Source organism: Streptomyces sp. NBC_01485, assembly GCF_036227125.1.
In the GTDB taxonomy this organism is placed as follows: Bacteria; Actinomycetota; Actinomycetes; order Streptomycetales; family Streptomycetaceae; genus Streptomyces.
Genome location: NZ_CP109435.1, coordinates 5,074,260 through 5,088,752 on the forward strand (window position 1 = coordinate 5,074,260; position 14,493 = coordinate 5,088,752).

Annotated in this window: 11 protein-coding genes and 1 tRNA gene; 6 read left to right on the top strand and 6 right to left on the bottom strand. The window is 68.5% G+C overall.

Annotated elements, in window-relative coordinates:
- Positions 1–12 precede the first annotated feature (12 nt).
- Both OG352_RS23110 and OG352_RS23115 read left to right on the top strand, forming a co-directional pair.
- Positions 13–753, top strand: a complete 741-nt coding sequence (locus tag OG352_RS23110) for a GntR family transcriptional regulator (protein ID WP_329219442.1) — start codon at positions 13–15, stop codon at positions 751–753.
- Between the two features lie 275 nt (positions 754–1,028).
- The gene (locus OG352_RS23115; protein ID WP_329219443.1) at positions 1,029–1,466 is read left to right on the top strand and encodes an ATP-binding protein; all 438 of its coding nucleotides are present in this window, start codon (positions 1,029–1,031) and stop codon (positions 1,464–1,466) included.
- Between the two features lie 345 nt (positions 1,467–1,811).
- Here the strand turns inward: OG352_RS23115 and OG352_RS23120 are convergent.
- Positions 1,812–1,885 (bottom strand) — tRNA-Gly (locus tag OG352_RS23120).
- A gap of 559 nt (positions 1,886–2,444) precedes the next feature.
- On the opposite strand from OG352_RS23120, the gene dcd reads away from it, so the two are divergent.
- Both dcd and OG352_RS23130 read left to right on the top strand, forming a co-directional pair.
- The gene (gene dcd / locus OG352_RS23125; RefSeq protein ID WP_266457691.1) at positions 2,445–3,020 is read left to right on the top strand and encodes a dCTP deaminase; all 576 of its coding nucleotides are present in this window, start codon (positions 2,445–2,447) and stop codon (positions 3,018–3,020) included.
- Positions 3,017–3,544 (top strand): phosphoribosyltransferase, encoded by a 528-nt coding sequence (locus OG352_RS23130; protein ID WP_329219444.1) that lies wholly within the window; start codon positions 3,017–3,019, stop codon positions 3,542–3,544. The genes dcd and OG352_RS23130 overlap by 4 nt, the downstream gene beginning before the upstream one ends.
- Before the next feature lie 661 nt (positions 3,545–4,205).
- Here OG352_RS23130 and OG352_RS23135 read toward each other — a convergent pair.
- A complete protein-coding gene (locus OG352_RS23135) occupies positions 4,206–6,404 on the bottom strand; it encodes a hypothetical protein (RefSeq protein WP_329219445.1) in 2,199 nt (732 codons plus the stop codon).
- A 76-nt stretch (positions 6,405–6,480) separates the two neighbouring features.
- On the bottom strand, positions 6,481–7,503 hold the full coding sequence (locus OG352_RS23140) for a DUF6801 domain-containing protein (RefSeq protein WP_329219446.1): 1,023 nt from the start codon (positions 7,501–7,503) through the stop codon (positions 6,481–6,483).
- Between the two features lie 311 nt (positions 7,504–7,814).
- On the opposite strand from OG352_RS23140, the gene OG352_RS23145 reads away from it, so the two are divergent.
- Positions 7,815–8,156, top strand: a complete 342-nt coding sequence (locus OG352_RS23145) for a hypothetical protein (protein ID WP_329219448.1) — start codon at positions 7,815–7,817, stop codon at positions 8,154–8,156.
- A 213-nt stretch (positions 8,157–8,369) separates the two neighbouring features.
- On the opposite strand, the gene OG352_RS23150 is transcribed toward OG352_RS23145, so the two are convergent.
- From OG352_RS23150 to OG352_RS23160, 3 genes are all read right to left on the bottom strand, one after another.
- A complete protein-coding gene (locus OG352_RS23150) occupies positions 8,370–9,155 on the bottom strand; it encodes a hypothetical protein (RefSeq protein ID WP_329219450.1) in 786 nt (261 codons plus the stop codon).
- A 211-nt stretch (positions 9,156–9,366) separates the two neighbouring features.
- Entirely contained in the window at positions 9,367–10,401 is a 1,035-nt protein-coding gene (locus OG352_RS23155; protein WP_329219451.1) for a Yip1 family protein, read from the bottom strand.
- 250 nt (positions 10,402–10,651) lie between these two features.
- Complete coding sequence (locus tag OG352_RS23160; protein WP_329219453.1) at positions 10,652–12,943, bottom strand: (Fe-S)-binding protein; 2,292 nt, start codon at positions 12,941–12,943, stop codon at positions 10,652–10,654.
- 287 nt (positions 12,944–13,230) lie between these two features.
- Here OG352_RS23160 and OG352_RS23165 point away from each other — a divergent pair, with 287 nt between their 5' ends.
- Positions 13,231–14,445 carry an MraY family glycosyltransferase gene (locus tag OG352_RS23165; protein WP_329219455.1) on the top strand — a complete coding sequence of 405 codons (1,215 nt, stop codon included), beginning with the start codon at positions 13,231–13,233 and terminating at the stop codon, positions 14,443–14,445.
- Positions 14,446–14,493 lie beyond the last annotated feature (48 nt).

The following is a 14,493-nucleotide window of genomic DNA, read 5'->3' on the forward strand; positions in this document are numbered from 1 at the left end:
TGAGGAGGGGACATGCCTCAGATCGAAGAGGCGCAGCCGAAGTATCTCCAGATCGCTCACTACATCCGCGATCAGATCCTTCGGGGCGACCTGAGGCCGGGGGACGAGGTCCCCTCGGAGCGGCAGTTGGCGGCGAACTGGAAGGTGTCCAGGCCGACGGCCGCACGGTCGCTGGAGGCACTGAGCCACCAGGGGCTCGTCGAGAAGCGGCAAGGTTCGGGCACATACGTGCGGAGCCTTGAAGTGAACCGTCGGGCACGGGAGCTGTACGGGCGGGCGCGGCAGACCGGGAAGATCTACACCCCTGGTGAGTACGCGGTGATCACCTCGGCCGGGTGGCTGGATGCTCCTGATCACGTTGCTGAGGCGCTGGGCCTGGTGAAGGATCGTCGGGCGGTGCACCGCCGGCGCGTGACCAACAACCAGGACGGGCCCATCACGCTGTCCACTTCGTGGTTCGGCCCTGACGTTGGGCGGCGGGCGCCCAAGCTCCTGGAGCCGGATCGGATCCAAGAGGGCACCCTGATGTACGTCGAGAACATGACGGGACGGCAGGGGAGTTACGCCGAGGACCGAATGTGTGCTCGGCAGGCGACCGACGAGGAGGCAGCAGACCTCCAACTCGGCTCCGGATCTGCGGTCTTGATCGTGCACCACGTCGTCTTCGACCTCCAGGACCGGCCGTTGGAGTTCGCCGAAGCCACCTACCCGCCGCACCGCTGGGCGTTCGAGCAGGGCTACCCGCTCACCTGATAGTTCGTCATTTCGGCGAACCGCTTGCACAGCGTGAGTGGCTAATGCCACTATCCATTAAGTGGCTAAGGCCACTCAGGAGAAGGGGGCACGGTGTGACGGGGCAGCGGCCGGAACGAGGCAGGCACTTGGCTTGTCGAGGATGCCGTGGGCGCGGCTGGAAACGCGTCAGCTCGCGCACGGGCCTGGCGCTCTCCACCGTCAACGACCGTGCCCGTGCCGCATCGAAACGGCGCTGCCTCGACTGCGACGGCAGCGGCAAGGAGTGAGCAGGGATGGCCTACACGATCGACCGCTATCCCTCTGAGGACTCACCGCGACTCGGGGCGATGACCTTGTACCCCGTCGCGGAATCTGTGCCTCGGTCCCGGCGTTGGTTCCGGAAGTTCATCGCCCCGTACAACCCGGCCTGCTCGGTCGATGACTGTGTGCTGATGATCTCGGAGCTGGTGACCAACGCCATCGTCTACGGCCGGTCCGACGAGGTATGGGCCGTCCGGGTGGAGTGGTTCCGGGAGGCGACCTCGCTCAAGGTCGAGGTCCACAACCCTGGCTTTCCGGCGAGGGTGAAGCTGTGCCGGCCCGACGTCGTCGACGCGCACGGGCGCGGACTGCTCCTCGTCGACTCCATCGCCGAGTCCTGGCACTCCGGGCCCAGTCGCTTCGGCGGGACGGTCGTCTCCTTCGTGATGGCCGAGGCCTGGCCGACCTGAAGGTGCACCCGGGTCCTCTTCTCTACGCACTGTCGCAAGTCCAAGTACCTGCGGAACCTGATCTCTCGTTTCGCCTGGCAGCCCGTCGCCCTGGCAGGCAGGCGTCGACTGTCCGTCCGCCTCCCGGGTACCGGAACTGGCGACCGGCCTCGACAAGGCGCCGAGCTGCTGCCGGCCCAGGTCCAGGAAACGGAAGGCAGAGGGCCGATACGGCCTGGTCCGCGCAGGCAGTCCGTAGAGAAAGCCGCGCTGATCCCGATCACCGTTCTGGCACGGATCTGGCACGCGGCGAGTGATCGCAGAGCACAGCAAAAAGGCCCGGGTCGATGACCTGGGCCTTTGTCATGGAGCGGGTGACGAGAATCGAACTCGCACTCTCAGCTTGGGAAGCTGATGTTCTACCACTAAACTACACCCGCGTAAGACGCCGGTGGGTAACCGGTGTCGGAACGCTCTGTCACTCTACCTCATGCCGGACCCCAGGCGCTGAAGCCCAGCGGAAGCCCTGGGGTCTGAGTGCGTTTCAGGGGAGGGATCCGGCTGCGTGGGGCGGGAGTTGGGGCGTACGGTGGAGGGGTGGAACAGGGGTCGGGCGGGGTCGGAGTGCCGCCTGGAGAGTCGTCCCGTTCGTCCCGTAATGTGGCTTTCGTTGTCCGGCGGACAGTAGCCGGACGGGGCTCTTGGGGAAGGGACTCTAGGACTTGATGGAGCGCACCGTCGTCCGTTGTGCCGATGGGCACGTGTTCAGTACCGCTTCGTTCCCGATGCAGCAGGCCGAGCGGCTCGGTCCCGGGCGGCTCGTCCGGTGCCCTCGGTGTACCCGGTTGCGAAGTGTCGTGCCGGTGACTCTCGAGAAGCGGTAGCCGGAAGCGGCAGCCGTAGCCGTAGCCGTAAGAAAAGGAGACAGCGGAGCTTGCGGTACGGCGCGTGGAGTTGCCCGATTGTGGTGGCTCCGCGCGCCTTGCGTATCCTCGGGACGTGCTTCTCTCAGACAAGGACATCCGGGCCGAGATCGACGCCGGGCGGGTCCGGATCGATCCCTACGACGAATCCATGGTGCAGCCGTCGAGTGTCGACGTGCGGCTCGACCGCTACTTCCGGGTGTTCGAGAACCACCGGTACCCGCACATCGATCCGTCCGTCGAGCAGGCCGACCTGACCCGGCTCGTGGAGCCCGAGGGCGACGAGCCGTTCATCCTCCACCCCGGGGAGTTCGTGCTCGCCTCGACCTACGAGGTCATCTCCCTGCCCGACGATCTTGCCTCGCGGCTCGAGGGGAAGAGCTCTCTCGGGCGGCTCGGGCTCGTCACGCACTCCACCGCCGGGTTCATCGACCCCGGTTTCTCCGGGCACGTGACCCTGGAGCTCTCCAACCTCGCGACCCTCCCCATCAAGCTCTGGCCGGGCATGAAGATCGGGCAGCTGTGCCTGTTCCGGCTCAGCTCGCCGGCCGAGTTCCCGTACGGCAGCGACCGGTACGGGTCCCGGTACCAGGGCCAGCGCGGGCCGACGGCCTCCCGGTCCTTCCTCAACTTCCACCGGACCCAGGTGTGAGCAGCCCGGACCGCCCGGACGTGGCGCGGGAGAACCTGAGCTACGAGCGGTTCGGGACCGCCGTCCGCGAGCTCGCGCAGACCATCGCGGACGACGGGTACGTCCCCGACATCGTCCTCAGCATCGCCCGCGGCGGTGTCTTCGTCGCCGGTGGGCTCGCCTACGCCCTCGACTGCAAGAACCTCCACCTGGTGAACGTCGAGTTCTACACCGGGGTGGGGACGACGCTCGAGATGCCCGTCATGCTCGCACCCGTCCCGAACGTCATCGACTTCTCGGACAAGAAGGTCCTCATCACCGACGACGTCGCCGACACGGGCAAGACGCTCAAGCTCGTCCGCGACTTCTGCCTGGACACCGTCGCCGAGGTGCGCAGCGCCGTCATCTACGAGAAGTCGCACTCGCTCGTGAAGTGCGAGTACGTGTGGAAGCGGACCGACGACTGGATCAACTTCCCGTGGAGCGTCCTGCCTGTAGTACGTAAGTCGGGGGAGTCGGTCACTCCGTCGAAGGAAGCGCTCTGAACTGCGGCGTTTCGTTGGGAGGGTTGTACAGGCAGGGCAGAGGCCTCTGTAAGCCGAGGCCTGTCGTGTACGTCGGCGCAAGCCTGTGACCTTCTGATCCGAAGCTCTGGAGAGATCGCTCATTGGCGGTCGTACGGGCTGCGGGGCAGATCGTGAGGGCCGGTGTTGGGCGGTGGCGGTTGCTGGGGTTGCTGTACTTCGTTGCTGTACAGCAGGATCCCGACCGGGGGTGAGGTCATGGAGCGGGAACAGCTCGAACGGCTGCTGGGTGGTGGCGACGACACGTCGTCGGCCGCACACGTCGACGCCATACCGCCCAGCGCTGACCCGGACGTCTTGGCTGAGCGGACACCGGTGAAACAAGTGCCTTGTATGCGCTGACCACATGACGAGCGACCGGGACGGCCGCCACGCAGACCGTCCCGGCGCGATGATCCGGGCGATGGGGGAGAGGCCTCGCACTCAAGGCATCTGCGGGTTCGTGGCCGCACGCCTGTGACACGGCGCCTGAGGCGGCGAAGGGCCAGCCTGGGAAGGAAACCGTCCCACTGGAGCACCAGTCCAGCACGAGCGGCATCCCCTCGCCCATACCGGCTGGGACGGGACTGGCTGGCCTTCCTGGAAACGATTGAGCTGGTCGATCGCTGCAAGGTCCTCGACTTCAGCCCGACGTCTGGTCCGGCTTCCTCTCCGGTGCCGAGGACGGCGCCCTCGGGTGGTAGGTCGCCAGGTGATCCTGGAGTCGGGCATGGCGGAACTGGTACACGGCCCCCACCCGGCGTAGTACATCGCGTTTGCAGGCGTCCTCCAGGAACGCGACCAGTCGCCACGGCAGGCGGCCCGTCAAGGGGAGCCAGACGCGGGCCAGGGCCACCCACTGGCCGTACGCCGTCAGACAGAGGCAGTAGCCGAAGCCGCCGCTGAACGCGCCCTCGATACCGAAGACGAGCCCGAGTTGGAGGCTCCGGAGGGGGGTCTCGGTGAAGGTGGCCCCCAGCCCCGCGATGAGTCCGGGCACGAGTGCCCAGACGAGGAGATGGGAGGTCACGTTCTCGCGGTTCTGCTTCAACAGGTCGACGCAGCTGACGGATTTCTTCACGTCGATGGGGGTTTCCAGCCAGGTCATGAGGCCAAGCGCGGTCCCGGCCGAGAGCGCGATGGTGAGCGGGAACTGGGCCGCTGCCGCGAGCCCGCCCCCGAGCCCGTCGTCGAGTGCGAGCAGCGGTAGGAGAAGCCGGTCGACGAGCACGATGACGAGCGCGACCCCGAATCCGATCCGGGCTGCCAGCTGGACCTTGCGGAAGAACCTGTGGAAGAACTCTCTGTCCAGTTCCCTGTCACCGCCGGACAGGCGGACCTGTACGGGACGCGGCGTCAACCGCTCCGTGCCGTCGGCGCGCCGGTAGATGTAGCCGAATGCCAGCCCGGACACGAGTCCGTGCAGCAGCCCCACGACCAGGCCGCGCAGGATCGCGAACCCGAGTCCGTGTGACGTGGCGATCAGGTCCACGGGAATGTTCCCGATCCCGGTCGCCAACGCGAAGGGCAGCCCCGCCAGGAACGAGATCACGGCGGTACGCGCACGCAGGCTCCTCTCCGTGCCGAGCCGCCACCACTCCAGGTCCGGTCCACCGCTGCGGTTCAGGTGGTCGGCGAGGTACCCGAGCCAGTGTTGGGCCCGCTGCGGGCTCCAGTTCCGGCGAGGCGGGTCCGGGTCGCCGGGGCGTCGGCGGTAGACCGACGGGATGAAGCTGCTCAGGAGGTGTTCCTCGATGCTTTTCTGGGATCTGAACCGGAGCAGATCCTTGGGGCTGCGCCTCGGGCCGTCGTGTCGGTTGCTGGCTCCCGTGCTCGCCCTCTCGCCGTAGACGTCACGGGCGAGGGAGACCATCAGGGGCGTGGCCAGTACCTTGCACAGGCTCTCGCTGGCCCGGGTGTCGGGACGGTCATGCAGCTCGGCCAGCACGTGATTCCATTCGGACTTGGCCACCGGGGCGCTGCCGAGTATCAGAAAGCTCTTCGAGTCGTCCGGGGTGAGAGCGGTCAGTTCGATCGCGGCGGCGCGCTCCAGGCATCTGGTTCCGACTGTCGCATCGGCGTACGGCTTGGTACGGCTGGTCAGGACCAACGGCTTGTCGAATGCGTTGAGTTGCTCCAGCGCGTCGCACCGGAGCTCTTCGGCGATCTCGTCGAATCCGTCCAGGACGGGCAGAATCAGCCCCTTCTCGACCAGCGCGGTGGCGACCGGCTTCCCGTCGGCGATGTCTGTGTCCATACCGGACGTGTCACGGTTCAGCCGACTGCTCAGCCACGCCTCCAGCGTCTCGGCCCCGGGGTTCCACGATCCCAGGCTGAAGATCTCCGGAACGGGCTCACCGGGCAGCTGGCTCTCCAACAGATCCAGTACGAGTCGCAGGCCCAGGACGGTCTTCCCCGAGCCGACTTCGCCCAGCACCACCAGACGGCCGGAGGGCACCTTCCTGTAGGTCTTGGCGATGTCTCCCGCGTCGTCGTCCAGGACCAGAGGCTCGGCCGTCTCGTACGGGGCGCCGCAGATGTGCTCCCAGTGGTCCATCAGGGCCTCGCCCGCCGTTGTCCAGCGCACGGGCAGCAGCTCCGTGTCCGGATCCCCGACCTTCCGTTGCCTGGTCTCGTTTCGCCAGCGTTCCTTGACCGCTTTGGCGAGCTTGCCGGCGGCCTCGGCGAGTTCGTCCTGGGGCGCCGGCTCGTTTCGCGGCGCCGACTCGCTCGCCGGTGTCTGCTCCTGCCCGGGTGCCGGGGCTGCCGGGATGTGGATGTGCAGCTCGCCAATATTTCTGGCCAGGACCGCCGGCCCGTGAATGGTGCTGCCTTCGCTCACCGTGTTCACATGAGACCCGGAAGACTCGCCGCCCTTGTTCTCGGGCTCAGGAGCCCCGCCATCAGCATGGGCCACGTCACTCATCCCGGCCCTCTGCACGGCGACGACGCCAGCCCCACCAGCCGATCCCGGCCGAGGCCGCACTCACAGCCAGGAACGCCGCGACCGCGCGCAGCGGCGCCGACAAGTGCGTGCCGCCGGTCGCGGCGGTGTCGGGGGAGGCGGTGTCGGGGACACCGGTGTCGGGAACACCAGTTTCGGGGGAGGCGGTGTCGGAGGAGGCGGTGTCGGGGACACCGGAGCGCGAGGCCGACGCCGTACCGCTGGGTGAGCCTGAGGGGCCCCGGACCTTGGCTGATGCGGAAGTTGATGCCGATGCCGAACCCGACTCGCTGGGGTCGGCCGCTCCCGGTCCCTCCGACGTCCCTGGCGCACCCGGTGGTCTCGATCTCCCGGGCTCGCCTGGTGCGCTCGGTGTCCCCGAGGCGGTCGGGCCCGGCGAGGCAGGTACGACCTCGAAGGTCGCCAGAACCCCGTCCTGCCCGTTGTTCAGGTCGCACGATGTGTCGACCTTGCCCGCCAACGTCTCGTCGCCGTTCCCGTCCCGTGGGGTCAGATGCAGGTCGATCGCGCCGACGACGATCTTCGCCGGGCCCGGTCGGTGGAAAACGAGCGAAGGTATGGTCCCGCTCGCCGGGACGGTCAGCGGACCGGACTCTGGGACGGCTGTCTTGGCCACCCTGAGCGTCATGGTGACGGGGATGTCGCCTTCCGGCGCAGCCACGACGGCGTGCACGTCCGCCGTGCCCTCGACGGTGGTCGCGCCGACGAACCGGAGCGACCTGGTGACGTCAGCGCCGACCGTCGCCTTGGTGTTGATCGGCAGCCCTGGGGTGGCCCGGCCGACCACGTGGGTGTCCGAGGCGTTCCACACGACCGACGCCGTCATCGGCTGGTCGCCGATCAGCGGGAAGGGGCATGTGTAGTGCAGAGAACGCGGAGCCGGGTCCGCCACCGCGAACCCGGCTCCGAACACAGTGACAAGACCGACGAGCGCTGCGGTCCAGCCGCGTAACGCGGCCCTGGGCAGGATCTTCATGCGACGTCTCCCGTGAAAGCGCTCACCGGCATGGTGCGCTGGGAAGCGCCAGCGGTGTGGTGCGGTGCGGTGCGGTACTGCGGAGACTGGCCGGACGTGGGCCTTAAATGGTGAGGCGATCTGATTGGCGCAGTCAACAACCTTATGTGGCAGGGAAGTTGAGGTCTTGTGAGGTTGTGGTGTACTCGCGTGCCGATGCTGTCGGGAACTGGGGACGGGTAGACATCGTCATGGGTTGTCACGGTCAATGGGAGAGTTGCGGCGCTTGAGTCCGGAGGATTTCTGTGGAACCGGTTGCAGTCGATCTGCTCATGGCCTTTGCGGGGGGCACGGCGAGCGCGGCGGGACAACAGGCGTGGCAGTCGCTGCGTGCGCTGGTGCTGCGTCGCCCCGAGGGGGAGAGGGACGGACAGCATGAGTTGACGGCGCTGGCCGAGGATCCCGGCAGTGCCGAACGCGCCCGGGAGCTGGCGGCGGCGCTGGCCGCCCGGGCCGAGGAGGATCCCGGGTTCGCACAGCGACTGGAGGCGTGGCGGCAGGAAGCCAAGGCGGTGTGGACCGGCGCGGGCGATGTGAGCAACGAACTCTCCGGCACCGCGCACGGACCTGTCATCATGGGGCGGGACTTCAACGGACCGGTCAACCTCGGGTGAGGGCTCGCGGAGCCCCCACCCGAGCAGGGCCTCCAACTCCCCAAGGGAGAAGCGGACAACCCTCATAGGGTGAACAAAGCCTGGAGCGTCCTGCCCGTCGTGCGCAAGGCGGGGGGACGCCGTCACGCCCTCCAGGGAAGCCCTCTGGAGGAGCCCTCCAGGGCTTGCCTGAAGGGCTTCTCTGTTCCCCGGTCTCCCCGCTGCTTCGCGCGCTTACCTCGTTCGCAGTTGCTTGACGCCGTCCGGCTCGAAGTCGTAGACGTAGTTGTTGAGTCGGAGGCCGTCGACCGCGCCGATCCACATGGAGTCGGGGCCCTTGGCCACGGCGACCGTGTAGACGGTCGGCTTGGCGTTGAGCAGGGTGAACGAGGCCTTCAACTGGGCGAAGCTGCATTGCGCGGCCTGGGTGCAGCTCGTCTCGTTGCCCGTGAGGTACCAGTACCCGGTCGTCGTGGCGTCGATGAACGGGCTCCAGCCGTTCGGGACCGGGGACGCGGCCGGTACCCACACCAGCGTGGAGTAGGTGTCGGCGGGCAGCGTCGGGACGTTCGGGTCGATCTCGATCCTGATGTTCGGCATGTTCGTCGCGCCGCCGTAGCCGATGTTCTCGCCCGTCTGGAAGACGTGGAAACCGACCCGGCGCAAGGCCAGCAGTGACTTCCCGAAGAAGTCCACCTCGTTGCCGAAGTCCACCTTCTCGACCACCGGCGGGGCCGGCAGCGTCGGTGTGGCGCCCACCACCTCGATGCCCAGGCTGCCCCGTCCGTACGGCGGCCTCGCGGCGGTGCCCGTCACGCCGAAGGGGCCGTAGGGGCCGTTGCGGAGGTCGGCGACGGGGGAGCCGATCGTGTTGCGGGCGATCACGCCCCAGTGGTCCGAGCGGGCTCGGTTGTCGTTCGTGTCGGCGGTTGCCGATCCCGGAAGGATCGCGGCGATGACGGCGACCAGCAGGGCGGCCACAAGCACCGTTCCCCGCCTCACGCCAAAGCGAGCTTTCACGCGCACTCCTTGTTGGAGGGTGTAGGGAGCGGCCAGCTTATATTACACTCTGTAGTTGTCATGGTGCGACATGCGGTTGGTTGGGTGGTTTTGTCGCCCTCGGGTTCGCGCTTGTTTCGCACTCTCGGTGACCGCATGCCGAAGGCCCCCGACCACCCGTCGAGGGCCCTCGCTTCGTGCGTCTGCCAGGTACTGGAAGTGCCGGAACGTGCTAGAAGGTCCCCAGCTTCACGATCGACAGCAGTGCGATCAGCTGGATCGACGACGCGCCCAGTGCCTTCGGCCAGGGCAGGTCGTGGGAGCGGGCGACCATCAGCGTCAGGAGGGCGCCGGCCGCCACCCAGGTGGCCCAGCCCAGGAGTTGGACGAACGACGCGTCGCCGCCGAAGAACATCGCGACGACCAGGCGCGGGGCGTCCGTGAGGGACATGATCAGCATGGAGAGGCCGACCGTCGGCTGCCACGCGCCGTCGCCGCCGAGCTGGCGGGCCAGGGTGTGGGTGACCACGCCCAGCACGAAGGAGCTCAGCACCATCGCTACGGACGTCGTCAGGACGATCGGGATGGCGTTGGAGAGCGTCGCGTTGATCGCGTCCGTGCGGGCGCCGTCGAAGCCGAAGACCGCGAGCAGGCCGTAGAGGAACGTGACGACGAGGGCGGGGCCCCACATCGTGTAGTCCCGCATCTGGAGGAAGGTCTGCTGGGGGGCGAGGACGATGCCCTTCAGCAGCTCCTTCCAGTGCAGGCGCGGGCCGACCGGGCCGGCCGGGGCCGCGCCTGCGGGGTGCGTACCCCCCTGGTCGTACGGGTCGTACTGGTTGTGCCGGTTCTGGTCGTCGATCGAGAAGGCCTGGGTGTGACCCGGGTTGTTCGCGGCGTACGGGTCGTACGGGGCACCGCCGCCAGGAGCAGCACCGGCAGGACCGCCCGGACCGCCGTACGGGGCGGCGTCGCCGCCGAAGTACTCCGGCTCGTCGCCGCCCTGGCCGCCGTAGCCGCCGCCGTTCGCCTGCGGCCACTGGCCGCCGCCCGCGCCCGTGCCGCCGTACTGCGGCCGCTGCTGCGGCGGGTACGGCTGCTGGGCCGACGGGTAGCCGTACGACGGCCCCGAGGGTCCCGAGGGCGTCGACGGTCCTGAAGACCGCGACGGTCCTTGGGGCGCCTGCTGCCCGTACGGAGGTTGTTGCGGTCGCGCTTGCGGGGCGCGGTCGTTGCGACCGCCGCGTCCGATCCTGAATCCAGCCACGCCTTCGAACGTACCTGGTCCCGCACAGTGAAGTACCGGGGCCGCCGTTCGCGTACGGCTTTGCTGCCGAGCTGTGACATCCCCTAAGGGGAGTAACGGGGTTGGCATCAGGGGTTCCGTCAGGGGCTGGTGAGGGGTTTGTGAGGGGAACGGCGACGCCCCCGCGTCCGGGTGGGACACGGGGGCGTCGATACAGCCGTTCGGACTACCTCGGCCGGGAGGCTGCTCACTTCACCGGCTGCTTCAACGGCTACTTCACCTGCTGCGGCTCCGGCTCGCTCTCCGCGTCCGTCTCGCCCGCCGGGGGCTCGTCGTCGACCGGGGTCTTGACCGACTGCAGGAGGAGCTGGGAGACGTCCACGACCTGGATCGACTCCTTGGCCTTGCCCTCGTTCTTCTTGCCGTTGACCGAGTCGGTCAGCATGACGAGGCAGAACGGGCAGGCCGTCGAGACGATGTCCGGGTTGAGGGAGAGGGCCTCGTCGACGCGCTCGTTGTTGATGCGCTTGCCGATCCGCTCCTCCATCCACATCCGCGCGCCGCCGGCGCCGCAGCAGAAGCCGCGCTCCTTGTGGCGGTGCATCTCCTCGTTCCGCAGGCCCGGGACGCTGGCGATGATCTCGCGCGGGGGCGTGTAGATCTTGTTGTGGCGGCCCAGGTAGCACGGGTCGTGGTACGTGATGATGCCCTCGACCGGGGTCACCGGGATCAGCTTGCCGTCGTCCACCAGACGCTGGAGGAGCTGGGTGTGGTGGATGACCTCGTAGTCGCCGCCGAGCTGCGGGTACTCGTTGCCGATCGTGTTCAGGCAGTGCGGGCAGGTCGCGACGATCTTCTTCGCCGACCTGGGTTTCGCCGACTCGGCGACGACCTTGCCGTCGTCGTCCAGCTCCTCGCCGAACGCCGTGTTCAGCGCCATGACGTTCTCCATGCCGAGCTCCTGGAACAGGGGCTCGTTGCCGAGGCGGCGGGCGGAGTCACCGGTGCACTTCTCGTCGCCGCCCATGATCGCGAACTTCACGCCCGCGATGTGCAGCAGCTCGGCGAACGCCTTCGTCGTCTTCTTCGCGCGGTCTTCCAGCGCGCCCGCGCAGCCGACCCAGTACAGGTACTCGACCTCGGTCAGGTCCTCGATGTCCCTGCCGACGACCGGGACCTCGAACTCGACTTCCTTGAGCCACTCCAGGCGCTGCTTCTTCGCCAGGCCCCAGGGGTTGCCCTTCTTCTCCAGGTTCTTGAGCATCGTGCCCGCCTCGGACGGGAACGCGGACTCGATCATCACCTGGTAGCGGCGCATGTCGACGATGTGGTCGACGTGCTCGATGTCCACAGGGCACTGCTCGACGCAGGCGCCGCAGGTGGTGCAGGACCACAGGACGTCCGGGTCGATGACGCCGTTCTCCTCGGCGGTGCCGATCAGCGGGCGCTCGGCCTCGGCCAGCGCGGCGGCCGGGACGTCCTTCAGGGCCTCCGCCGACGCCTTCTCGTCGCCCTCCGCCGTCTTGCCGCCGCCGGCCAGCAGGTAGGGGGCCTTGGCGTGGGCGTGGTCCCGCAGGGACATGATCAGGAGCTTGGGGGAGAGGGGCTTGCCGGTGTTCCAGGCCGGGCACTGCGACTGGCAGCGGCCGCACTCGGTGCAGGTGGAGAAGTCCAGCAGGCCCTTCCAGGAGAACTGCTCGACCTGGGAGACGCCGAAGACGTCGTCGTCGCCGGGGTCGGTGAAGTCGATCGGCTTGCCGCCGGACGTCATCGGCAGGAGGCCGCCGAGGGCCGTCCCGCCGGTGGCGTCGCGCTTGAACCAGATGTTCGGGAACGCCAGGAAGCGGTGCCAGGCCACACCCATGTTGGTGTTGAGCGAGACGACGATCATCCAGACGAACGACGTGCCGATCTTGATCATCGCGACCAGGTAGACCAGGTTCTGCAGCGCGCCGACGCTGAGGCCCTTGAAGGCCAGGACCAGCGGATACGAGGCGAAGTAGCCGGCCTCGTAGTGCTCCACGTGGTGCAGCGCGCCCTCCAGGCCCCGCAGCACGTAGATGGCGAGGCCGATGGTGAGGATGACGTACTCGACGAAGTAGGCCTGGCCGGCCTTCGAGCCGGTGAAGCGGGACTTGCGGCCGGCGCGCGAGGGCAGGCTCAGCAGGCGGATCACGATGAGGACGGCGATGCCGAGGATCGTCATCACGCCGATGAACTCGATGTAGAGCTCGAACGGCAGGAACTCGCCGATGACCGGCAGCACCCAGTCGGCCCTGAAGAGCTGGCCGAAGGCCTGGGCGAGGGTCGGCGGCAGCGTCAGGAAGCCGACGGCCACGAACCAGTGGGCGAAGCCCACGATGCCCCAGCGGTTCATCCGCGTGTGGCCGAGGAACTCCCGTACCAGCGTCACACTGCGCGCGTAGGGATTGTCTGTCCGGGCTCCGGCCGGGACCGGCTGGCCCAGTTTGAAGTACCGGACGAACTGACCGATGGCGCGTGCGAGGAGCGCGACGCCGACCACGGTCAGGACCAGCGACACGATGATCGCGGCGAGTTGCATTTCGGGGCTCCTCGGGCCTGCGAGGGGGACTTCGGTGGAGATTACTAAGCGGTAACTTATGCAGTCCGTCTGAGAGTACCCCGTATCCTCCGTCGCACTGTAGCGGGGTGCGGAGTGATCTCAGTCGCTGAGGGTTGCCTCAGAAACCGGTCGGGATCTGGCGGGAGATCGGTCGGGGATCGGTCAGGGATCGGTCGGGGGATCGGTCGGGATCCGATCGGAATCTGGTCGTAAACCCGGCCGTGTTATTCGTACCAAATTGGTACATTTATGACTAATTTATATCCGTGCTCTACGGGATCGCCGCCGCCGCCATCGCCCTGCTCCTCTCCGCCGTCCTCGCCGCGCTGCTGCGCGTGCCCGCCCTGCGCCTCGGGCTGCTCGACCGGCGGCAGCAGCGGCAGCGGCGGGTGCCGCTGTTCGGGGGCGTCGCCGTCGTGCTCGCCACCTGTCTCGTCGCGGTCGCCGGGGACCGGACCGGCATCGCCCCGCTCGGGGACGGCATCGAGGTGCTGCTCGTCGCCGGGGGCGCCGTCGCCGCGCTCGGGCTGGTCGCGGACGTGTGGCGGCTCAAGGTGCGCTTCCTCGTCCTCGGTACGGCGGTCGCGGCGGCCTTCGTGGTGCCGTACGGCGACACCGGGGTGGTCTCCGGGGCGGTGGGCGTCGGCTGGATCACCTTCGTCGCCCTCGCCTTCCGGGCGCTCGACCACGCCGACGGGGTGGCCGGGACCGTCGGGGTCGTCACCGCCTTCGGGGTGGCCGCGTGTGTCGCCGTGGAGGTGATGGACGGGCTGGTGGTGCTGCTGAGCGTGCTCGCCGCCGCGCTGACCGGGTTCCTCATGCACAACTGGCCTCCCGCGCGCGTGGCGCTCGGGGCGTGCGGTTCGCTCTTCGCGGGCTTCCTGCTCGCCGCGGCTGCCGTGATCGCCCGCGCGGGGCACGATCCGGCCGTCGGCGCGGGCGTGCTGTTCGCGCTCACCGCGGTCGCCGGGGCCGACGCCGTCCTGGTCGTCGCGTCGCGGCGGCTGGCCGGACGGCCCCTGCTGCGCGGCGCACCCGACCATCTCGCCCACCGGCTGCGGCGGCTCGGGCTCACCCCCCAGGGGGTGACCGTGCTGCTGGGCCTCGCGGCCTTCTCGGCGGTGCTCGTCGGGGTGCTGGTGCACGCGGGGTGGGCGGACGCGCAGGCCGTGTGGTGGGTGGCGGGCGTGGCCGCCGTGGTCGTGCTCGGGCTGCTGCGGGTCTCGGTGTACGGGCCGCCACGCGCGCGTGGCGGTCGCCGGGGTCGCCGGCCGGGTGGACGGCTCGGCGCCCGATCCGATCGTCCCGAGCTCCGCCCCGACGCCCGCCCCGGTGCTCGTCCCGACCCTCGTCGGGCGCCCGTGTACGGGCCTCGGCGTCAACCCGAGTCCGATGTCCGTCCCCCTCGGGGCGAGGTTCGGCGGGCTGGGGGATCCGTGTCTTCGCAGGTCAACGCGGGATTGCGTGTAAGGAACGGATAAGAGTTGAGTGGGTAGGACTCAGGTCTGTTGACCGGGTGGCGAGGCTCG